The sequence below is a fragment of the Rhizobium sp. AAP116 genome, from assembly GCF_001295785.1.
Taxonomy (GTDB): domain Bacteria; phylum Pseudomonadota; class Alphaproteobacteria; order Rhizobiales; family Rhizobiaceae; genus Allorhizobium.
Genome location: NZ_LJIB01000026.1, coordinates 154535 through 174725 on the forward strand (window position 1 = coordinate 154535; position 20191 = coordinate 174725).

Here is a 20191-nt window from a genome sequence, read left to right on the forward strand (position 1 = left end):
GCCTCCGCGCGTCAATTGATCTGCAAATGTCGCTCTCCGTATTGCTCTCGTGACTGCGGAAGTTTAAGACCCCACAGCATCAAACGCTTTTGAGGAGCCAGCGATCATGTCGAACAACGATGCCTTCTTTTCTCGTTCTCTCGCCGATGCCGACCCGGAAATTTTCGGTGCGATCGAGAAGGAACTCGGTCGTCAACGCCACGAGATCGAGCTGATCGCTTCTGAGAACATCGTCTCGCGCGCCGTGCTCGAAGCCCAGGGCTCGATCATGACCAACAAATACGCCGAGGGATATCCGGGCAAGCGCTACTACGGTGGCTGCCAGTTCGTCGATATCGCGGAAGAACTCGCGATCGAGCGCGCCAAGAAGCTGTTCGGCGTCAACTTCGCCAACGTCCAGCCGAATTCCGGTAGCCAGATGAACCAGGCCGTCTTCCTGGCGCTGCTGCAGCCCGGCGACACCTTCATGGGCCTCGACCTGAACTCGGGCGGTCACCTGACCCACGGTTCTCCGGTCAACATGTCCGGCAAGTGGTTCAACGTCGTCTCGTACGGCGTGCGTGAAGACGACCACCAGCTCGACATGGAAGATGTGGCCCGCAAGGCCGAGCAGCACAAGCCGAAGCTGATCATCGCCGGCGGCACCGCCTATTCCCGCACCTGGGACTGGAAGCGTTTCCGCGAGATCGCAGACTCTGTCGGTGCCTACCTCATGGTCGACATGGCCCACATCGCCGGCCTCGTCGCTGGTGACCAGCATCCGTCGCCGTTCCCGCATTGCCACGTTGCGACCTCGACGACCCACAAGTCGCTGCGCGGCCCACGCGGCGGCATGATCCTGACCAACGACGAGGATCTGGCGAAGAAGTTCAACTCGGCCGTCTTCCCGGGTCTCCAGGGCGGCCCGCTGATGCATGTCATCGCCGCCAAGGCGGTCGCCTTCGGCGAAGCGCTGAAGCCGGAATTCAAGGATTACGCGGCCCAGGTCGTCAAGAACGCCAAGGTTCTGGCCGACACGCTGATCAAGCACAATCTCGATATCGTCTCCGGCGGTACCGACAACCATCTGATGCTGGTCGACCTTCGCAAGAAGAACGCCACCGGCAAGCGTGCGGAAGCCGGCCTCGGCCGCGCCTACATCACCTGCAACAAGAACGGCATTCCCTTCGACCCGGAAAAGCCCTTCGTCACCTCGGGTATCCGTCTCGGCACGCCGGCCGGCACCACGCGCGGTTTCAAGGAAGCCGAGTTCACCGAAATCGGCAACCTGATCGTCGAAGTGCTTGACGGTCTCAAGGTCGCCAACTCGGATGAAGGCAATGCCGCCGTCGAAGGTGCCGTTCGCGAGAAGGTCGTGGCTCTCACCGACCGTTTCCCGATGTACCCCTACATGTAAGGCATAAGGCTGATGCGCTGCCCCTTCTGCGGATCGGATGAAACCCAGGTCAAGGACTCGCGACCGGCGGAGGACAACACCTCCATCCGCCGGCGGCGCATCTGTCCGGATTGCGGGGGGCGCTTCACGACTTTTGAACGGGTGCAGCTGCGCGAGCTGATGGTCTTGAAGAAGACCGGCCGAAAGGCACCCTTCGCGCGCGACAAGCTGGTGCGGTCCTTCCAGATCGCACTGCGCAAGCGACCTGTCGATGCCGACCGCATCGAACGTGCCGTGTCGGGCATCGTTCGCCGCCTTGAAAGCTCCGGCGAGACCGAGATATCCTCGGAAGAAATTGGTCTGCAGGTGCTCGAAGCCCTGAAGACCCTCGATGACGTTGCCTTTGTGCGCTACGCCTCGGTCTATCGCGACTTCAGCCATGCCGAAGACTTCGAGAACGTCATTGCCGAGATCAACGCCAAGATCTCCAGAGACAGCACGGCGGATTGACGGCGTGTCCATTACCGCCCGCGACGAACGGCATATGCGGGAGGCAATCGAGCTCTCCCTGAAGCATGTCGGTCGTACCGGCCCCAACCCCTCCGTCGGATGCGTGATCGTCAAGGATGGCGAGGTCGTTGGTCGTGGCGTCACCGCGCTCGGTGGGCGCCCCCATGCCGAACCCCAGGCGCTTGCCGAAGCCGGCGAGAAGGCGAGGGGGGCGACCGCCTATGTCACGCTCGAACCTTGCTCGCACCATGGCAAGACCCCGCCCTGTGCCAATGCCATCGTCGCGGCCGGCATTGCCCGCGTCGTGGTCGCCGTTGCTGATCCCGATCCGCGTGTCTCGGGCCAGGGGCTCAAGATCCTCGCGGATGCCGATATCGAGGTGACCATCGGCATCCTGCAGAAAGAGGCGCGCCGGGCGATGGCAGGCTATCTCACGCGGCAGACGAAGGGACGTCCGCAAGTGATTCTGAAGCTTGCCGTTTCTTCTGATGGTATGGTCGGTCGCGTTGGCGCAGGCCAGGTCGCGATTACGGGGCCAGAGGCACGCGAAGCCGTGCATCGTCTGAGGGCGCAGTGCGATGCTATCCTGGTCGGCATCGGCACCGCGCTTGCCGACGATCCCGAATTGACGGTCCGGTTGCCGGGTCTCGAAAGCGCTTCGCCGCTCAGGATCGTGCTTGATCGCAAGGCGGAACTACCGGTGGCATCCAAGCTTTCCAAGACGGCCCAGGACGTCCCCGTTCTCCTCGCCGTGGCACCCGGCGCAACAGGCAATCGCGCCGCGCTGGTCAGCATGGGTGTCGAAGTGTCGGAGGTTCCGGATGTTGAGGGACTGCTGGCGCTGCTTGCGCGGCGTGGTGTCTCGTCACTGATGGTGGAAGGTGGCGCTCGTGTCGCGACCGACATGTTGGCGCGCGGAGTGGTCGACCGGATCGAACTCTACGATTCCGCGGTGACGATCGGGGAAGGCGGTATTCCTTCGCCGATTTCAGCCGGCCACCTGCCTGCCGGTTTCGTCAAGATCGACGAGAGACAGATCGGAAGCGACCGGCTGCAGATTTTTGAGAGACTGCCTGCGTCTGCCTGGGTTTAACGGAAGAACAGCAGGAACAGAATGATCAGGGGGATCGGTACGCCGATCAGCCAGAATAGAATGCCGCGACCCATGGGGTGCCTCCATCTTTCGTGTTGCGAGGCAACCGCCTCCGGGCGCCTTTCATGACCGGAAACACGTGGGCTCCATGAAAGGTTCCATTGTGCGCGAAAAGCCCCGTGTCCTAGGACACGGGGGGGGGCAAGGTGGGGTATGGAGGGGAGGCGGAGGTTGATCAGCGGACGTAGAAGGTGACGCCGCCATCGGCAGCCTGATCGGCGCCGACGATATTGGTGAGCTCGACCTTCTGGCCTTCGAGCTTCTGGGCAAGCGAGCGGTTTGCGATCACCGCTGCCTGAATGTGTCGGGCTTCCTGCGAGGTGGGAGAGACCGCGGCGAAGCGTTCATGCGCCGTGTCATGGGTCTTCAGAGAGTCGAGGGGGACGACGTTGAAGGCCTTGGACGACATGGTCTGGATGGTGCTTTCGATCCTGCTGCCGGACATGCCGGCTGCAGAAGGCATGGCGGCATAGCTCTCGGCGCCGAAGGCGATGGCCGACAGTGCAGAGGCACTCAGAACGGTTGCAAAGCGATTCATGTTCCTGTTCCTTTCAAGGATGTTTGCGATGGCGGGGGATTCCGTCGCTCGCTTGCAGGGCTGAAGGTGGTGTCGGTTTGTGGCGAAATCCTGGCTCTAAGTTACTGAATTCCATTAAACATTTGTCACGCTGGTTGCCTGATTTTCGCCTGCATTAGCGAGAGTGGAACAATCGGTGCAAAGCCGTGATCGGCCTGACATGATGAGCCGTGCCGGGAACGCAGGTCCGGCCATCAGCAAAAACACTTGCCTTCCGGGAAACGGCGTGGTTTGACCGCGTCTCTGTTCGGCCAGGCGCCGCAATCACATTCAAGATCGGATCAGACCCATGGGAAACAAGACGGCATCGCCGCATTTGCTGATCGTCGAGGCACGCTTCTATGACGACATGTCGGACGCTCTCCTGGATGGCGCGAAACACGCGCTGAAGGAAGCCGGCGCCACTTTCGACGTCATCACGGTGCCGGGTGCGCTCGAAATCCCGCCGGCGATCGCTATGGCACTGGATGCCATGGACGACGAGGGGACACAGTATGATGGCTTTGTCGCGCTCGGCATGGTCATCCGGGGCGAGACCTACCATTTCGATATCGTTGCCAACGAGTCCTCGCGGGCGCTGATGGATCTCGCTGTTTCGGAATCGTTGCCGATCGGCAACGGCATCATGACCGTTGAGAACGACGAGCAGGCCTGGGCACGCGTCAAACGTAGCGAAAAGGACAAGGGCGGCTTTGCGGCGCGCGCAGCCCTGTCCATGATCGACCTGAAGAAGAAGCTGGGTGGCTGAGTGATGACGGGCGAAGGCAAGCATCCGGTAAAGCCGGCAAACCAGCGCGGTGCAGCTCGTTTGGCAGCTGTGCAGGCGCTCTATCAGATGGACATCGCCGGCTCCGGCGTGCTTGAGGTTGTGGCCGAATATGAAGCCCATCGCCTCGGCCAGGAAGTCGACGGTGAGACCTATCTGAAGGCGGACGCCTCCTGGTTCCGCTCGATCGTCGCCGGTGTCGTCCGCGACCAGACGAAGATCGACCCGATGATCCGCGGCGCCCTGCAGGACGACTGGTCACTGTCGCGCATGGATAGCACCGTGCGCGCCATTCTGCGTTCCGGCACCTTCGAATTGATCGAGCGCAAGGATGTACCCATCGCTGTTATTGTAACGGAGTATGTCGAGATCGCGCAGGCCTTCTTCACCGAAGACGAGCCGAAGCTGGTCAACGCCGTGCTCGACCGGATTGCAAAGCAGGTTCGCGCTCCGGCGCAGAAGTAGGAATTGGCAGATGGACGCGACGACGGGAGCAGGGCTGGACGGACAATTCTCGACAGCCAAGCGTAACGTCGGTCTGCTTGCCGTGGCCCAGGCAATCCTCGGCTCTGCACCGCCGCTCGCCTTTGCTGTCGGTGGTCTCGCCGGTTTCCAGATGCTCGGCGCCGACAAGTCGCTCTCGACCGCTCCGCTGACGGGTTTCAACATCGGCGTGGCCGTCGGCGCGATCGTGGTGGCAGCGGCCTCCAGGGTTCTTGGCCGCCGCGAAAGCTTCATGGTCGGCGCATTGATGGGTGCGCTCGGCAGCGCACTGGCCGCCTTCTCGCTCATCCAGTCGAACTTCTGGCTCTTTGCCTTCTCGCTTTTGCTCATGGGCATATCCGGGGGCTTCACCCAGAAGATCCGCTTCGCCGCCGCCGACGCATCGCCGAGCTTCTACAAGGGTAAGGCAATCTCCTGGATCCTCGCCGCCGGTATCATCTCCGCCATCGTCGGACCGCAGATCGCCATCTGGTTCAAGGATGCACTCGCACCTGTGACCTTTGCCGGCGCCTTCCTCGGCATGGTCCCTCTGCTGCTCTGCGCGATCGGTGTCCTGTTCTTCCTGAAGCTGCCGAGCCTTGCCGACAAGAAGGCGGAAGCATCAGGCCCGGTGCGCCCGGTGCGCCCGCTGCGCGAAATCGTCATGACCCAACGCTTCATGACCGGCATGATCTGCGGCATCAGTTCCTATGCCCTGATGACCTTCATGATGACCGGTGCGCCGCTCGCGATGGTCATCGGCTGCGGTTTCTCGTCCGACTTGGCGACGCTCGGCATACAATGGCACGTCATCGCCATGTTCGCGCCGAGCTTCTTCACCGGCATGTTGATCACCCGCTTCGGTGCCGAGAAGGTGGTTGCGGGCGGCCTGCTGATCCTCATGGCCTGCGCGGTCGTCGCCCATATGGGCATTGCGCTCTGGAATTTTTGGGGCGCGCTCGTTCTCCTGGGCATCGGCTGGAACTTCGGCTTCATCGGCGCGACCGCGATCGTCGCCTCGAGCTATCGTCCGGCCGAGGCCGACAAGGTGCAGGGTTTCCACGACATCATCCTGTTCTCGACCGTAGCACTTTCGTCCTTCTCCTCGGGCAAGGTGTTCACCGCCTTCGGATGGTCGGTCATGAATCTGGTGATCTGGCCAATCACGATCGCCTGCCTCCTGCTGGTCGTTCTCCAGCTTCGCGCGGCTGCCCGCAAAGCCGCCTGAGTTCCCTTGAGACGGCAAAATATGCGTACTTGACGCCGCTAAAAGCGCGACGCAATCTCGCCACGCGTTGACGAGGTCTCGGAGGAGGGGGCCTGAGTCTGCGAGTCACGGCCCGCGATGAGTGAGGCGCGGGCAATACGGGAGGGTATTGCGAATGACGGTTCTTCTAGGCGTAATTTTATGCGGGTTGCTGTCGGTGGTCTACGCGGTCTGGGCGACACGCTCGGTGCTTGCAGCTGATCAGGGCAATGCCCGAATGCAGGAAATTGCAGGCTATATTCGCGAGGGTGCTCAGGCTTACCTCACTCGGCAATACCTGACCATCGCGATCGTCGGCGCCGTCGTCTTCGTCGCCACCTGGCTTCTTCTCTCGGGCACCGCTGCAATCGGCTTTTTGATCGGTGCCGTCTTGTCGGGGGCTGCCGGCTTCATCGGCATGCATGTCTCGGTCCGTGCCAATGTGCGCACCGCCCAGGCCGCTTCGCACAGTCTGGCGGCCGGTCTCGACATCGCCTTCAAGTCCGGCGCCATCACCGGCATGCTGGTCGCGGGCCTCGCTTTGCTCGGCGTCTCCATCTACTTCTACATCCTGACCGCAATCCTCGGTCATGAAAGCGGCTCGCGTGCCGTCATCGATGCGCTCGTCGCGCTCGGCTTCGGCGCGTCGCTAATCTCGATCTTCGCCCGCCTGGGCGGCGGTATCTTCACCAAGGGCGCCGACGTCGGTGGGGACCTCGTCGGCAAGGTGGAAGCCGGCATTCCCGAAGACGATCCGCGCAACCCGGCAACGATCGCCGACAACGTCGGTGACAATGTCGGCGACTGCGCAGGCATGGCCGCCGACCTGTTCGAGACCTATGCGGTCTCCGTCGTTGCCACCATGGTGCTTGCTGCGATCTTCTTTGCCGGTTCGGCCGTGCTCGATATTGCGATGATCTATCCGCTCGCCATCTGCGGCGCCTGCATCATCACCTCGATCATCGGCACCTTCTTCGTCAAGCTCGGCACCAGCGGCTCGATCATGGGCGCCCTCTACAAGGGTCTGATCGTCACCGGGCTCTTGTCTGTGGCCGGTCTCGCCATTGCCACTTCGCTGACCATTGGCTGGGGTTCCATCGGCACAGTTGCCGGGATGGACATCACCGGGATGAACCTCTTCATCTGCGGTGTTCTGGGCCTCGTGGTGACCGCGCTGATCGTCGTCATCACCGAGTATTACACCGGCACCAACAAACGTCCGGTCAACTCGATCGCCCAGGCCTCGGTCACCGGGCACGGCACCAATGTCATCCAGGGTCTGGCGGTCTCGCTGGAATCGACGGCCCTTCCGGCCATCGTCATCGTTGGCGGCATCATCTCGACCTACCAGCTCGCCGGTCTCTTCGGCACGGCGATCGCGGTTACCACCATGCTCGGCCTCGCCGGCATGATCGTCGCCCTCGATGCCTTCGGTCCGGTGACCGACAATGCCGGCGGTATCGCCGAAATGTCGCATCTGCCGCCTGAAGTCCGCAAGTCGACCGACGCGCTCGATGCCGTTGGCAACACCACCAAGGCCGTGACCAAGGGTTATGCCATCGGCTCTGCCGGCCTCGGCGCGCTCGTGCTCTTTGCCGCCTATTCCAACGACCTGGCCTACTTTGCCGCAAACAGCGCCCAGTATCCGTATTTCGCGGACATGGGACCGATCTCCTTTGATCTCTCCAACCCCTATGTCGTCGCCGGCCTCATCTTCGGCGGTCTGATCCCCTACCTCTTCGGCGGGATCGCCATGACGGCCGTCGGCCGCGCAGCCGGCTCGATCGTTGAGGAAGTCCGCCGGCAGTTCCGCGAAAAGCCGGGCATCATGCAGGGAACTGAAAAGCCTGATTATGGCCGGGCGGTCGATATCCTGACCCGCGCCGCGATCAAGGAGATGATCATTCCCTCGCTGCTGCCGGTTCTGGCGCCGCTCGTCGTCTATTTCGGCGTGCTCCTGATTTCCGGCTCCAAGGCGTCCGCCTTTGCTGCGCTTGGCGCCTCGCTGCTCGGCGTCATTGTCAACGGCCTCTTCGTCGCGATCTCCATGACCTCCGGTGGTGGTGCCTGGGACAATGCCAAGAAGAGCTTCGAAGACGGCTTCATCGACAAGGATGGCGTGAAGCACCTGAAAGGTTCGGACGCCCACAAGGCCTCTGTCACCGGTGATACGGTCGGCGATCCCTACAAGGATACCGCAGGGCCTGCCGTCAATCCGGCAATCAAGATCACCAACATCGTTGCGCTGCTGCTGCTCGCCGTTCTCGCGGGCTGAGGCGAAGATGCCAAAACAAAAAGACCGCGGAAGGAAACTTCCGCGGTCTTCTTCATGTCTCTATGGGCCGAGGGCATAGCTCCCTCGGCGGATGGTCTTAGTAGTTGCTCAGGATATTGCGGACGCTGTTGGCTGCGCCACCGCCACCAGCCAGCAGCTGCTGCAGGAAGGTGAGATCGCGACCGCCGGTCGGCGTCGTGCGGGAAATCGTGTCGAACACCTTGCCGTCCTGAAGGGTGTAGTTCGCGCGCTGCGCAACGACGCCGTCCTTGTCGAAGTAGATCGCCAGGATCTGCTGGTCGACGAGGCGCTGCTTCATGAAGGCGACCGGTCGGGTGCGCTTCTGGGAGATGTAGTAGAAGACTTCGCCGTCGAAGGTCGCCGTGGTCGACGGCGTACCAAGCGACAGAAGCACCTGTTCGCGGCTGGAACCGACCGGCACCAGATCGAGCGCTGCCTGGTCAACGACATAGCCGTTATGGAAGACCTCGGAGGTCTGGCAGGCGGAGAGGCCAATGGTGACGGCAAGAGCAAGTGCGGTCGTGCTCAGGAGCTTCCTGTCCGACTTGAAAATCCTGATATTCACGCAAACGTCTCCCATGACTGTCGATGGCACCTGACGGAGCCTCATCGCTTCTGCGCATAGCATTGTGGCCTTTCCGGGGAAAGCCGCCGCAAAGCCTGCGCTGCCGATTTACCGATCAATCTGCCGCGCGATGCGGCATTCGTGCCGGATATCGGCATTGCAATTCACGCCTGCTTCGGTAAACCAGCTTTCGCAATCATGCAACACGACCACGTCCGGGCTCACCACTTCGGCCGGCTCTTTTTGGTGGAATTGGATGGTATTCGGCTTCTTTCGGCAGAAAAGAAACAATCAGGTGATCGTCGAGCGCCAGTACGGGGCTTTGACGGCGGCGGCGCGCACGCCTGCATTTTATCTCGACATGAATGTTCCGGACACCGTGATCGGCCGGTTCGAGCTGTTGACGATCATGCTGATTCTCTATTTTCGCCGCACGGCGAAATCCCCGCGCAGCGGCCAGGAGATCGCCCAGAACATCATCGACGCCTTCTTTGAGGATGTCGATCACTCCATCCGCGAACTGGGCGTCGGCGATCCCGGCGTGCCAAAGCGGATGAAGAAGCTCGCCGGCATGTATTATGGGCGACTGGAGTCCTACGCGGCGGCACTGGATAAAAACGACCGCGAAGCGCTTGCGGCCGCGCTGAAGCGCAACATTCATCCCGAAGCAGGTGAGGCGGCACCCTCCATGCAGGCGCTGGCCGACTGGATGTTTGCAGCTGAGCAGGCGCTGGCGGCGCTGGATGAAAACGAAATCGAGACGGGCATGGCCCGCCTAGCCGTCCCGGGCGCCTGATCGGCGTCGCTCGCATTCGCGTGTGCACGCCACCGGCCCCACGGGGAACGAGGAAAATGAAATGACAGATAAAGAAACCAAGGACAGCCGCGAGTTCAGCTACCTCGTAAAGGTTGGCCATATCTCGGCCAATCCAGTGCGGGTGCGTTTGGAGGCCGACGAGCGTGAGCGCGCGGGCCTTGCCGACCTGTGGCGGGTGGAAGCCGTTAGCAAGCTCTCTGCGGATCTGCAGATCGCTCGCTGGAAAAAAGACGGCGTCCGCATAACGGGACGTGTGTCCGGTGAACTGGTTCAGGCCTGCGTCGTCACCCTGGAACCGGTGATCTCGACGATCGATCAGGAGATCGACCAGATCTTTGTGCCGGAGGGATCCAAGCTTGCCCGCATCGTGCTCGATGGCGCCGGTGAGATGGTGCTCGATCCAGATGGTCCCGACCTCCCCGAGCAGTTTACCGGTGACACGATCGACGCCGGCGCGCTTGTCGCCGAATTTGCCGCTCTCGACATCGATCCTTATCCGAAGAAAGAAGGCGTTGCCTTCTCCGGACACATCGAAAGCAAGGCTGAAGAAGACAAGAAGCCGTCGCCCTTTGCGGTCCTGAAAGACTGGAAAAAGGACTGATCATCCCCCATCTGCACCTGCGGGTGGGTTGTGTGCCGAGTGAAAAGCGCTATTTTGGCCGAAAATATCGCTGACCAGCGATGAAGAAGGGTCAGGTCTAAGTGATCAGAATTTCTGTCGACGTCATGGGTGGAGACTTCGGTCCCGAGGTCGTCATCCCCGGAGCCGCCAAGGCACTTGAGCGTCATCCCGATGTAACCTTCCTTCTCTTCGGCCAGCAGGAACGCTGCCTGCCGATCCTCGCGCAGTTTCCCAAGCTGAAGGAAAAGTCGACCTTCCATCACTGCGACATCTCCGTCACCATGGATGAGAAGCCGAGCCAGGCGCTTCGTCGCGGCCGCTACGTCTCCAGCATGTGGCGCTCGATCGAGGCGGTGAAGTCCGGCCAGGCCGATGTGGTCGTCTCGGCCGGCAACACCGGCGCGCTTATGGCCATGGCGAAATTCTGCCTGCGCACCATGGCGACCATCGAGCGCCCGGCGATCGCTGCCATCTGGCCGACGTTGTCGGGCGAGAGCATCGTGCTCGATGTCGGTGCCGGCATCGGTGCCGATGCGCAGCAATTGCTCGACTTCGCCGTGATGGGCGGCGCCATGGCGCGCGCGCTGTTCGAAATCGAGAAGCCCATGGTTGGCCTTCTCAATGTCGGCGTGGAGGAGATCAAGGGTCAGGAAGAGGTCAAGGAAGCCGGGCGCCTCATTCGCGAGGCCGGCCTCGACACGATCGACTATTATGGCTTCGTCGAAGGCGATGACCTCGGCAAGGGCACGGTCGATGTCGTCGTCACCGAAGGCTTCACCGGCAACATCGCGCTAAAGACCGCAGAAGGCACAGCCAAGCAGATCGCCGAATACCTGCGCGCGGCTATGTCGCGCACCTGGATGGCCAAGCTTGGCTACATTCTCGCCAAGGGCGCCTTCGATCGCCTGCGCGAGAAGATGGACCCGCGCAAGGTCAATGGCGGTGTCTTCCTCGGCTTGAACGGCATCGTCATCAAAAGCCATGGCGGCACGGATGCCGAAGGCTTTGCGGCGGCTCTCGATGTGGGCTATGACATGGCCCGGAACGGTCTCACCCAGAAGATCGAAAACGACTTGAAAAAATATCACGCGCGGCACCCGTCTCCGGCCGGCCCCGAAGCGGCGTGAAAGGTAGGAAACTCCAATGATCCGTTCTGTAGTTCGCGGTTTCGGAGCAGCGCTCCCGAAACGGGTTATGACCAATGCTGATCTCGAAAGCCTGGTCGAAACCTCCGACGAGTGGATTGTTCAGCGTACCGGCATCAAGCAGCGCTACATCGCAGGTGAAGGCGAGACGACGGCATCGCTGGGTGCAGCGGCAGCTCAGGAAGCGCTCGATCGCGCAGGTCTGACGGCTGCCGACATCGACCTGATCATCTGTGCGACCTCGACGCCCGACAACACCTTCCCGGCGACGGCCGTCAACATCCAGAACCGTCTCGGCATGCATCACGGCTTCGCCTTCGACGTTCAGGCCGTCTGTTCCGGCTTCGTCTATGCCATGGCGACGGCTGATCTCTATATCCGCGGCGGCATGGCAAAGCGCGTGCTGGTCATCGGCGCCGAGACCTTCTCCCGCATCCTCGATTGGACCGACCGCACGACCTGCGTTCTGTTCGGCGACGGTGCTGGCGCGCTGGTCCTCGAGGCGGCCGAAGGCGAGGGGACGGTCGCAGACCGCGGCGTTCTGACCTCGAACCTGCGCTCGGACGGCGCCCATCGTGAAAAGCTTTATGTCGATGGCGGTCCCTCGACCACAGGCACGGTCGGTCATCTGCGCATGGAAGGCCGCGAAGTCTTCAAGCATGCCGTCGGAATGATCACCGACGTCATCGAGGCTGCGTTCACGGCGACCGGTACGACGGCTGACGACATCGACTGGCTGGTCCCGCATCAGGCCAACAAGCGCATCATCGACGGCTCGGCGAAGAAGCTCGGCATTCCCGACGAGAAGGTCGTGATCACCGTCGACAAGCATGGAAATACGTCTGCGGCATCCATTCCGCTGGCCCTTGCGACGGCGGCCAGTGACGGCCGGATCAAGCAGGGAGATCTGGTGATGCTCGAGGCCATGGGCGGCGGCTTCACCTGGGGCGCCGTGCTGGTGCGCTGGTAGCATTTGAAACCCTAAAAATTGCGCATCGACAAGCACTTGACCGTTGCGGCCAAGGGCAATAGTCTCTGCCCAATTCAACAAGATCATTGATTTAGGCGGGCGAGAACAATGGCCGGAAAGACAGTGACGCGTGCGGATTTGGCAGAATCAGTCTTTCGCAAGGTCGGTCTCTCCCGGACGGAATCCGCCGAACTCGTGGAAACGGTCATCGACGAGATTTGCAATGCCATTGTGCGTGGTGAATCCGTGAAGCTTTCGTCCTTCGCCACCTTTCAGGTTCGCAGCAAGAACGAGCGAATCGGCCGTAATCCGAAGACCGGCGAGGAAGTGCCGATTTCTCCCCGTCGGGTGATGACGTTCAAGGCGTCCAACGTTCTCAAGCAGCGCATTCTTCGCGCTCATATAGCCCGCAAGGCCAAGCAGAAGCCGGTCAATCCGGCCGCCTGAGAAAAGACCAAAATCGGTGGAGCATCGTGCCGCCGGTCATCGAGCGCTTGAAAACCAGCCCTCACCCCGTTGAAATGTGATCCGAGTCGCGCGCCCGCGTGATCTTCGAGGAGCGCTGTGATGCAGTTGGACAAGAGCCCGGATGCTTTCCGCACGATCAGTGAAGTCGCTGATGACCTCGACCTGCCGCAGCATGTCCTGCGCTTCTGGGAAACCCGCTTTCCGCAGATCAAGCCCCTGAAGCGCGGCGGCGGTCGGCGCTACTATCGTCCCGACGATGTCGAACTGCTTAAGGGCATCCGCCATCTGCTCTACGATCAGGGTTATACGATCAAGGGCGTGCAGAAGCTTCTGAAGACCAACGGCAACAAGTTCGTCATGGCGGTTGCCACCGGCGATGTCGCCACCATGGAAGCGCTTGTTGCCGCCAATGCCTCTAAGAACGACGAGCCGAAGGTCAATCTCGACGAGGACCAGGTCGTCGGCCGACCCAAGGTGCGCACCAGCGGTCGTTTCTTCGGCTTCGGTGGCGGTGCCAATGATGACGCACCGGAAATCTCGGTCGGCAAGGGCTCCGTCGGCAAGGAAGACCGTGCGCTCTTGCAGGAGGCACTCTTCGACCTGCTCGAATGCAAGCGGCTGCTCGATCAGGTGCGGTGATGACACTTCGTTCCCTTGAACGGAACACCGCTTGACCTTGAGGCGTTGAAGGACCGACACGCAACCCGCGCGAGGCTCCATGAAACGGCTTTTTATTACACTCCCAGTTCTCTCCCTGCTTGCCGCCGCCCCGGCGCTTGCGCAGCAGGCAGCAACGTCGTCTGGCGCCACCGAGGCCAGACCGGCTACCGTCGAGGATGCCTGCATCTTCGTGGCGAAGAACATGCTGATGGTCAAAGATCTGAAGGTCGGCGTTGTCCAGGCCTTTCCTGAGCTTGATCCGCCAGGAGCAAGGCTCACCTATTCCACCCGGATGGACAGCGAACCGCAGGACATTTCTGACGAGATCGAGTGTCAATTCGAACGTGACGCCGAACCGCTGCAGGTCACGCGCTTCTGCATGGACCTGACCTGCTACGCCGCAAACAGCGAAGAACCCGAAGAACGCCGGCGCTTCGAGGAAATCAGAGCGCTGATGCAACGTCTGAATTGATCATCCTTGCATTTTTTTTTCCCCGCTGGAGTTTCCCCTTGCGCAGAAATGGCTGACTGTCTAAAGGAAACTGGCTGTCGAGCGGGTCACTCGTGACCCAAAAAGCACGATTGGCAGATGACGGAATGTAGCGCAGCCCGGTAGCGCACTTGACTGGGGGTCAAGGGGTCGTGGGTTCGAATCCCGCCATTCCGACCATTTTATGCTCAGGGATCAATCACTTGATTTCGACGCATGGTTAGAGAGACCGGGTACCGCAAGGTGCCCGGTTTTTTCGTTGTTGGCGACAGGTGGAGGTCAGACCTCTCAGAGTGAACATTACTCGGCTTCTTTTGTTTTCTGTCCTATGTTTGCTGCAATGCAGCATTATGTAGAGGTGAGGTTCGAAAGGGGCCGAAATCCGATGCGCTTCAAGTTCTCCATGTCTCCGCTTTCTGCGCTGCTTCGCAGCCAGAAGCGTCTGCAGCGCAGGCTGGAGAAGGCGATGCCGAAGCTCAGGATCTACGAGCCGCCGAAGGTCGCAAAACCCCGCGCGCCGCGCTCCGGCCTCGTGCAGGTGCATGCCTTCGGCAGCAATCCCGGACGACTGCGGATGTTTGAATATGTGCCCTCCGCCCGCCGGGACCCGGCTACGCTCGTGGTGGTGCTGCATGGCTGTCTACAGACCGCAAGACAGTTCGACCGTGGCAGCGGTTGGAGCCGCATGGCGCGGGAAAAGGGTTTCGTGCTGCTCTATCCGGAGCAGACCAAGGAGAACAATCACAATCTCTGCTTCAACTGGTTCCGCCCGAGCATGGTGGCGCGCGATCGCGGTGAGCTGATGTCGTTCCGCCAGATGATCGAACACGCGATCGAGCGTCACGGGATCGCGGACAGCAGGGTCTTCATCCAGGGGCTGTCGGCGGGCGGTGCCATGGCCAATGCGCTCCTCGTCACATATCCGCATCTCTTTGCCGCCGGTCAGGTGGTGGGTGGGCTCCCCTTTGGCGCGGCCCGCGACGCCATGTCGGCACTTTCAGTGATGAAATCAGGTCCTCGCCGCAGCAGACGGGAATGGGGTGACCTGGCACGGAGTGCGGCAGGAGACGTGTCCAGCCGCAAACCAGCCGTGGCGATCTGGCAGGGCAGGGCGGATCGGGTGGTGTCGCCGGGCAATGGCGAGGCGCTGCTCGCCCAATGGCTGGATTTCCATGGGCTTGATGAATTCGCCGGACAGAGTGAAGCCCGGCCGGAAGGATCGATGATCGTCTGGAAGGATGAGAATGGCAGACGGCTGGTGGAGTATCGCCTACTTGATGCCCTGGACCATGGCCTGCCCGTCATCGCGCGACGCGCCGGCTCTGAGCGCCAGGCCTACATGCTTGAGGGCGCCATCGGCGCCCCCCAGCAGTTCTACGAAACCTTCATTCGGCCAGGCCGAATTTGAGCCGCTGAGGCCGTTGCTCAGTTTTCCTCGATCGAAACGCCGCTCTCGCCGATGCGGAGTTCGACGCCGTCAGGCTTCTGCTCTTCCTGGTAGACATAGATGCCAAGGCCGATGACGGCGACCACGAGTGCACCGATGATGAGGTAGAGGCCATTGTTCCGGCTCATGAAATTCTCCTGTCTGATGATGTCGGACAGGGAAAGTCTGGGCGCCGGTTATTGTTCCATCGCCATATTGGAAAAACTCAATCGTCGTTGGCGGCGGTGAGTTCTTCGGGGCGCATACCGTCGTCACTGCCGCGCGCAGCAAGACGAAGTCCTTCTGCACCTTGGCCGCCTTCGCCCGCCTCCAGAAAGACGACGCCCATATCCGTGAGCGCGGTCTTCAGCGCCGCGTAATGCTGTGGTGTGGCGTCATAGCCATTCCCGGCTTCGATCTGGAGGATCAGCAGCGCGGGCACGCCGCTTTCCTGCGACAATCGGTCGATGGTGACGTCGAGCATGGCGCGCGCAGCGCGTATCTGAGCAGGTGTGATCATGAGTAAAGTATGGGGTGCGCGGGCAATAAATCAATGCAGTGCCCGCAATCGGCCTTTTCTGCGTCAGTTCCGCAAGGCGCGCTGGTGACGCCATTCGGCAGCGCCGCAGCCCCAGACGATGCCGAGCACGAGATAGAAATGCCGCCAGTGGTCGGTATCGATCACGGTGCCGACCAGGATATGCCCGACGAGAACGATCCAGGCGACCATCAGATAGGGTTGCCATGGTCTATCGCGCAGCAAGTAGCGGAAGCCCATCGACACGGTCCAGATCATCAGGGTCACGTAAGAGACAAAGCCGATCCAGCCATAGGCCATCAGGGATTTCAGCCAGATATTGTGTTCGTCTTCCGGGAAGATCCGACCGAACATCATCGGCCCGATCCCGAGCGGCCTTTCCATCGCCAGTTCAAAACCGAGACGGTGGCGTGCGAAGCGCCCCAGGTGGCCGCCGTCGTATTCCTGCACCAGCTGGGTCCGGGTCTCGAACAGCGCCTGCACCTTCTCGAACTGCAGAGCGACCGAGAGCGCCAAGACCATGGCGACAACCGCCGCAAGCGACAGCACCAGGATCTTCAGGCGGAAGGCATTGGTTCGCTCCTTGAGCAGCATGACGAAGACCAGGGCGACGGTGCAGAAGAGAAACAGTCCCCAGGCGGCGCGCGAGAAGGAGAGAAACACCGCCAAGGAAAGGATCAGAATACCGACAATCCGCAGCGGGGACTCGAGCAGCCGCCCTTTCAGCATGCCATGCATCAGGTAAAGTGTCGGCGCGACGAGAAACGGGCCGAAGACATTGGGGTCCTGGAAGGCACCCATGGCGCGATCGTAGCGCGTGAAGACTTCTGCTCCGGGGAAGGCGTGGAAATAGCCGAGAATCCCGAGCATACCCGTGATGATGGCGGCAGCCACCCAGGCCTGGAAGATCAGTTTCAGCCGCTGCGGCCTGTCCTCGATGACCGCAGCATAAAACACGGCCGTGAGCGCCAGGAAGATCGACACTGCCACGTAGAGAACCTGCTCCGTCAGGATGGTCCTAAGCATGGTCAGTGCCAGCAAACCGCCGACGTTGAAGATCAGCAACAGAGCGAGCAGGGGCGCGACGACGCGCGAGATCTTCAGGCCGAAGAGGAACCAGAGCGCGACCTGGCCGACCATCAGAAGTTCATAAGGGGCAGGCTCGGATATGACGAAGCCCGACAGGAAGACGCCAAACGCCATGATCCAGGAGATCATCAGCTGAACGGCAGCTGCCTGCGGATTGAAGGGCCTCGCTTGGTTGACGACGGCACTCAATAGGCGTTCTCGGTATTGAGAAGCCTGAGCGGGGTCAGGAACAGGATCTTCAGATCGAACCAGAGAGACCAGTTTTCGATGTAATAGAGGTCATAGGCCGTGCGGAACTTGATCTTGTCGTCGGTGTCGATTTCGCCGCGCCAGCCGTTGATCTGCGCCCAACCGGTGACGCCGGGCTTGACCCGGTGGCGGGCGAAATAACCCTCGACGATTTCGCCGAATGTCTTGTCGCGGGTCTGGCCGAGGATGGCATGGGGACGGGGGCCGACCAGCGAGAGATCGCCGCGCAGCACGTTGAAGATCTGCGGCAACTCGTCGATCGACGTCTTGCGGATGAAACGGCCGACCGGCGTCACGCGCGGGTCGTTCTTGGTAACGGCATTCTTGGCCGTCGGATCGCTCATTTCCGTATACATCGACCGGAATTTCAGGACGTTGATCACCTCGTTGTTGAAGCCGTGACGCTTCTGCACGAAGAAGACCGGTCCCTTGGATGTCATCTTGACCGCAATCGCCGTGGCAATGAAAACCGGCCACAGCAGGATGAGGGCGAGAACGCTGAAGAAGATGTCGAAGGCGCGCTTGGCGACGGAATCCCAGTCACGGATCGGCTTGTCGAGAATGTCGAGAAGCGGGACCGCACCGACATGCGAATAGGCGCGAGGCCGGAAGCGCAGATTGTTGGAATGGGCGGCGAGGCGGATATCGACCGGCAGCACCCAGAGCATCTTCAGGAGCTGCATGATGCGGGCTTCAGCGCTGAGCGGCAGCGAGATGATCAGCATGTCGATATGGGCGAGACGCGCAAATTCGACGAGTTCCGCCACGGTCCCGAGCTTCGGGTAACCGGCAACCACGTCCGGGGAGCGTGCAGAGTTACGATCGTCGAAGATACCGCAGATCCGGATGTCGTTTTCCGGCTGCTGTTCCAGAGCGCGGATCAGGTCTTTGGCAGGTTTGCCGCCGCCGACGATCACCGCTCGGCGCTCCATCACGCCGTTGCGTCCCCAGCGCCGAAAGCCAAACCCGATCAGATTGCGCTCGATCAGGAGATAGATCGCACCGAGCACGAACCATGCGGCGAGTATGCTGCGGTAATTGGGGTCATGGTCGATGAACAGGAAGTTCGTCAGAGCGACAAGACCGAGGGAAGCCATCCAGCTTCCGAGTACCCGCGCCATTGATCCCATCGGCGAACGCAGAATCGAGACATGGTAGCAATCGCTGGCCTGCATGAAGAGCAATGCCATCAGCGAGCCGACAAAGGCACTGACGCTCGTGTCGAGGAAGTGAGCGCCCGGATCGAATGCGAAGAAGAAGTTGGCGCCGAGCGCAATCCCGAACAGACTGAAGAACTCGAGAAAACGAAGCTGGCCGATCACGATCGACGGCGAATAGTTGGCCACCGCATATTGTGACGCGATCTGGCGTGCCAATGCGCTGATTTCGGCTTTACGCTCCCCTTCCACCTTGTGCAGGGGATCGTCGCCGGCCGTCTGACCGCGACGCAATGCGTCAAGATCGAATGCCTCGGGTTTGTCGACCTTGTTCATGTCTGGATCTCGCACGTGTGTGCGGGAAGACTACGGCGAAGGTCCTAAGAAACGCTTTAGGATCCCCTCAGAAATGGTGTGATCTGTGCCGTTTCAGTGCAAGCCGCGGTCAAATGCGCGCGAGTTGCGCCCGATAAAGCGCTTCGATGTCCCTGGCCATCACGGTTGCGGAAAAACGGGAGCGGAAGCTCTGAGGACTCGGCATGGTTCGCCTCGACCAGGCCGGATCGGTGAGCGCCTTGGCCATCACGGCGCCGAAGAGGTCGGCGCGGCCGGCCTCGACGAGGGCCTCGCAGTCAGGGCCGAGGATCTCGGGAATGCCCCCGACCCGTGAGGCGATAACCGTCTTTTCTGCGGCCAGCGCCTCCAGGACGATATAGGGCATGGCCTCGGCGCGCGAGGGAACGACGATGATGTTGGAGAGCGCAAAGGCCTCGGCGATGGGCATGGCGGGTCTGAACCCGATCCGGCGGCTGAGGCCCTTCTGTTCGACAATTCGACGATAGCGATCGAGGTCGGAGCCGTCTCCGACGATCACCCCGCTCAACGGTCGACCGGCCAGTCGCTCAGCTTCGGCGAAGGCATTGATGAAGACATCGGGCCCCTTGAGATCGCGCAGCATCCCGATATAGGCGAAATCCACGCCTTCGGCTTCAACCGGGATACGCCCGAAGTCCCTCTCGCTGATGCCGTTATAGACCCGCGTCACCTGGCAATGGGGCCTGCCGATCTTCGTCTCGTAGGTCTGGCGCTCGTAGTCGCAGACGAAAGAAATCGATTCCGTCATCCGCTCCAGAACGCGCTCGGCCATGAAGACGGCCTGTCCTGACGGTTTTGCCCGCGAGAAATGCAGGCTGCCGCCATGCGGTGAATAGAGGCGGGCGACGCGATACCTTCGAACCCGCAGCAGTGAGCCGATCAACCGCGCGATCACGCCGCCCTTGGCGCCATGACCATGCAGGATATCCGGCTGCAATTCCTTGATGAGTTTGTAAGCTTCGCCGAGCGCCGCCATGTCCTTCAAACTGACGGAACGCCGGATCGGGAAGCGTGTGACGCCGAGCGCAAGATGCGGCATGATCTGCTCGAAGAGCCGGTCTTCATGGGCGCCGCCCGTCGAGCTGTCGCAGAGGATGCCGACTTTGTGTCCGGCCGCGCTGTGCAACTCTGCCAGATCGCGGACATGGCGGAAGATCCCGCCGATCGGCGACCGAAAGCAATGCACGATGCGCAGCGACGGGGCTTCGGCCATC

General features: G+C 61.2%; 22 protein-coding genes and 1 tRNA gene. 16 read left to right on the forward strand and 7 right to left on the reverse strand.

Annotated elements, in window-relative coordinates:
* The first annotated feature begins 106 nt into the window (after window positions 1-106).
* Genes glyA through ribD form a run of 3 tightly spaced genes read left to right on the forward strand, consistent with a single transcriptional unit; the run spans window position 107 to window position 2978 of the window.
* Window positions 107-1396: a serine hydroxymethyltransferase gene (gene glyA, locus IP85_RS15450; protein WP_054150568.1), complete on the forward strand. Its 1290-nt coding sequence runs from the start codon at window positions 107-109 to the stop codon at window positions 1394-1396.
* A 12-nt stretch (window positions 1397-1408) separates the two neighbouring features.
* Window positions 1409-1885, forward strand: a complete 477-nt coding sequence (nrdR, locus tag IP85_RS15455; RefSeq protein ID WP_006727509.1) for a transcriptional regulator NrdR — start codon at window positions 1409-1411, stop codon at window positions 1883-1885.
* Between the two features lie 4 nt (window positions 1886-1889).
* Window positions 1890-2978, forward strand: a complete 1089-nt coding sequence (gene ribD, locus IP85_RS15460; RefSeq protein WP_054150569.1) for a bifunctional diaminohydroxyphosphoribosylaminopyrimidine deaminase/5-amino-6-(5-phosphoribosylamino)uracil reductase RibD — start codon at window positions 1890-1892, stop codon at window positions 2976-2978.
* 235 nt (window positions 2979-3213) lie between these two features.
* On the opposite strand, the gene IP85_RS15465 is transcribed toward ribD, so the two are convergent.
* Complete coding sequence (locus IP85_RS15465) at window positions 3214-3576, reverse strand: hypothetical protein (RefSeq protein ID WP_054150570.1); 363 nt, start codon at window positions 3574-3576, stop codon at window positions 3214-3216.
* Window positions 3577-3904: 328 nt separating this feature from the next.
* On the opposite strand from IP85_RS15465, the gene ribH reads away from it, so the two are divergent.
* The 4 genes from ribH (at window position 3905) to IP85_RS15485 (ending at window position 8385) form a co-directional block, all read left to right on the forward strand.
* Complete coding sequence (gene ribH / locus IP85_RS15470) at window positions 3905-4363, forward strand: 6,7-dimethyl-8-ribityllumazine synthase (protein WP_054150571.1); 459 nt, start codon at window positions 3905-3907, stop codon at window positions 4361-4363.
* A gap of 3 nt (window positions 4364-4366) precedes the next feature.
* On the forward strand, window positions 4367-4846 hold the full coding sequence (gene nusB / locus IP85_RS15475; protein WP_054150572.1) for a transcription antitermination factor NusB: 480 nt from the start codon (window positions 4367-4369) through the stop codon (window positions 4844-4846).
* A gap of 10 nt (window positions 4847-4856) precedes the next feature.
* Window positions 4857-6092, forward strand: coding sequence for an MFS transporter (locus tag IP85_RS15480; RefSeq protein ID WP_054150573.1), 1236 nt, complete (start codon window positions 4857-4859; stop codon window positions 6090-6092).
* Between the two features lie 154 nt (window positions 6093-6246).
* Window positions 6247-8385 carry a sodium-translocating pyrophosphatase gene (locus tag IP85_RS15485; protein ID WP_054150574.1) on the forward strand — a complete coding sequence of 713 codons (2139 nt, stop codon included), beginning with the start codon at window positions 6247-6249 and terminating at the stop codon, window positions 8383-8385.
* Window positions 8386-8482: 97 nt separating this feature from the next.
* On the opposite strand, the gene IP85_RS15490 is transcribed toward IP85_RS15485, so the two are convergent.
* Window positions 8483-8986, reverse strand: coding sequence for an outer membrane protein assembly factor BamE (locus IP85_RS15490; protein ID WP_054150575.1), 504 nt, complete (start codon window positions 8984-8986; stop codon window positions 8483-8485).
* A gap of 241 nt (window positions 8987-9227) precedes the next feature.
* On the opposite strand from IP85_RS15490, the gene IP85_RS15495 reads away from it, so the two are divergent.
* The 9 genes from IP85_RS15495 (at window position 9228) to IP85_RS15535 (ending at window position 15551) form a co-directional block, all read left to right on the forward strand.
* Window positions 9228-9767, forward strand: a complete 540-nt coding sequence (locus tag IP85_RS15495) for a ubiquinol-cytochrome C chaperone family protein (protein ID WP_054150576.1) — start codon at window positions 9228-9230, stop codon at window positions 9765-9767.
* A gap of 61 nt (window positions 9768-9828) precedes the next feature.
* A complete protein-coding gene (locus IP85_RS15500; RefSeq protein ID WP_054150577.1) occupies window positions 9829-10389 on the forward strand; it encodes a DUF177 domain-containing protein in 561 nt (186 codons plus the stop codon).
* A 101-nt stretch (window positions 10390-10490) separates the two neighbouring features.
* Window positions 10491-11537 carry a phosphate acyltransferase PlsX gene (gene plsX / locus IP85_RS15505; protein ID WP_054150578.1) on the forward strand — a complete coding sequence of 349 codons (1047 nt, stop codon included), beginning with the start codon at window positions 10491-10493 and terminating at the stop codon, window positions 11535-11537.
* Window positions 11538-11553: 16 nt separating this feature from the next.
* The gene (locus IP85_RS15510) at window positions 11554-12525 is read left to right on the forward strand and encodes a beta-ketoacyl-ACP synthase III (protein ID WP_054150579.1); all 972 of its coding nucleotides are present in this window, start codon (window positions 11554-11556) and stop codon (window positions 12523-12525) included.
* Window positions 12526-12633: 108 nt separating this feature from the next.
* Entirely contained in the window at window positions 12634-12972 is a 339-nt protein-coding gene (locus tag IP85_RS15515) for an integration host factor subunit alpha (protein WP_054150580.1), read from the forward strand.
* 126 nt (window positions 12973-13098) lie between these two features.
* On the forward strand, window positions 13099-13632 hold the full coding sequence (locus IP85_RS15520) for a MerR family transcriptional regulator (protein ID WP_054150716.1): 534 nt from the start codon (window positions 13099-13101) through the stop codon (window positions 13630-13632).
* Window positions 13633-13711: 79 nt separating this feature from the next.
* Window positions 13712-14125, forward strand: coding sequence for a hypothetical protein (locus tag IP85_RS15525; RefSeq protein ID WP_054150581.1), 414 nt, complete (start codon window positions 13712-13714; stop codon window positions 14123-14125).
* A 121-nt stretch (window positions 14126-14246) separates the two neighbouring features.
* Window positions 14247-14323 (forward strand) — tRNA-Pro (locus IP85_RS15530).
* A 205-nt stretch (window positions 14324-14528) separates the two neighbouring features.
* Complete coding sequence (locus IP85_RS15535) at window positions 14529-15551, forward strand: PHB depolymerase family esterase (protein ID WP_054150582.1); 1023 nt, start codon at window positions 14529-14531, stop codon at window positions 15549-15551.
* A gap of 17 nt (window positions 15552-15568) precedes the next feature.
* Here IP85_RS15535 and IP85_RS22435 read toward each other — a convergent pair whose 3' ends face one another.
* The 5 genes from IP85_RS22435 to IP85_RS15555 form a co-directional block, all read right to left on the reverse strand.
* Window positions 15569-15718: a hypothetical protein gene (locus IP85_RS22435; protein ID WP_006727526.1), complete on the reverse strand. Its 150-nt coding sequence runs from the start codon at window positions 15716-15718 to the stop codon at window positions 15569-15571.
* Window positions 15719-15795: 77 nt separating this feature from the next.
* On the reverse strand, window positions 15796-16053 hold the full coding sequence (locus IP85_RS15540; protein ID WP_245280881.1) for a hypothetical protein: 258 nt from the start codon (window positions 16051-16053) through the stop codon (window positions 15796-15798).
* 99 nt (window positions 16054-16152) lie between these two features.
* Window positions 16153-17385 carry an O-antigen ligase family protein gene (locus tag IP85_RS15545; RefSeq protein WP_054150584.1) on the reverse strand — a complete coding sequence of 411 codons (1233 nt, stop codon included), beginning with the start codon at window positions 17383-17385 and terminating at the stop codon, window positions 16153-16155.
* Window positions 17382-18938 (reverse strand): undecaprenyl-phosphate glucose phosphotransferase, encoded by a 1557-nt coding sequence (locus IP85_RS15550; protein WP_054150585.1) that lies wholly within the window; start codon window positions 18936-18938, stop codon window positions 17382-17384. Before IP85_RS15550 ends, IP85_RS15545 begins: the two co-directional genes overlap by 4 nt.
* Window positions 18939-19047: 109 nt before the next feature.
* Window positions 19048-20190: a glycosyltransferase family 4 protein gene (locus IP85_RS15555; protein ID WP_054150586.1), complete on the reverse strand. Its 1143-nt coding sequence runs from the start codon at window positions 20188-20190 to the stop codon at window positions 19048-19050.
* Window position 20191 lies beyond the last annotated feature (1 nt).

Coding starts and splice junctions, on each gene's coding strand:
- glyA (WP_054150568.1), top strand. CDS start 107: ATGTCGAACAACGATGCCTTCTTTTCTCGTTCTCTCGCCGATGCCGAC.
- nrdR (WP_006727509.1), top strand. CDS start 1,409: ATGCGCTGCCCCTTCTGCGGATCGGATGAAACCCAGGTCAAGGACTCG.
- IP85_RS15465 (WP_054150570.1), bottom strand. CDS start 3,576: ATGAATCGCTTTGCAACCGTTCTGAGTGCCTCTGCACTGTCGGCCATC.
- ribH (WP_054150571.1), top strand. CDS start 3,905: ATGGGAAACAAGACGGCATCGCCGCATTTGCTGATCGTCGAGGCACGC.
- nusB (WP_054150572.1), top strand. CDS start 4,367: ATGACGGGCGAAGGCAAGCATCCGGTAAAGCCGGCAAACCAGCGCGGT.
- IP85_RS15480 (WP_054150573.1), top strand. CDS start 4,857: ATGGACGCGACGACGGGAGCAGGGCTGGACGGACAATTCTCGACAGCC.
- IP85_RS15485 (WP_054150574.1), top strand. CDS start 6,247: ATGACGGTTCTTCTAGGCGTAATTTTATGCGGGTTGCTGTCGGTGGTC.
- IP85_RS15490 (WP_054150575.1), bottom strand. CDS start 8,986: ATGGGAGACGTTTGCGTGAATATCAGGATTTTCAAGTCGGACAGGAAG.
- IP85_RS15495 (WP_054150576.1), top strand. CDS start 9,228: ATGGTATTCGGCTTCTTTCGGCAGAAAAGAAACAATCAGGTGATCGTC.
- IP85_RS15500 (WP_054150577.1), top strand. CDS start 9,829: ATGACAGATAAAGAAACCAAGGACAGCCGCGAGTTCAGCTACCTCGTA.
- IP85_RS15510 (WP_054150579.1), top strand. CDS start 11,554: ATGATCCGTTCTGTAGTTCGCGGTTTCGGAGCAGCGCTCCCGAAACGG.
- IP85_RS15515 (WP_054150580.1), top strand. CDS start 12,634: ATGGCCGGAAAGACAGTGACGCGTGCGGATTTGGCAGAATCAGTCTTT.
- IP85_RS15525 (WP_054150581.1), top strand. CDS start 13,712: ATGAAACGGCTTTTTATTACACTCCCAGTTCTCTCCCTGCTTGCCGCC.
- IP85_RS15535 (WP_054150582.1), top strand. CDS start 14,529: ATGCGCTTCAAGTTCTCCATGTCTCCGCTTTCTGCGCTGCTTCGCAGC.
- IP85_RS22435 (WP_006727526.1), bottom strand. CDS start 15,718: ATGAGCCGGAACAATGGCCTCTACCTCATCATCGGTGCACTCGTGGTC.
- IP85_RS15540 (WP_245280881.1), bottom strand. CDS start 16,053: ATGCTCGACGTCACCATCGACCGATTGTCGCAGGAAAGCGGCGTGCCC.
- IP85_RS15550 (WP_054150585.1), bottom strand. CDS start 18,938: ATGAACAAGGTCGACAAACCCGAGGCATTCGATCTTGACGCATTGCGT.
- IP85_RS15555 (WP_054150586.1), bottom strand. CDS start 20,190: ATGGCCGAAGCCCCGTCGCTGCGCATCGTGCATTGCTTTCGGTCGCCG.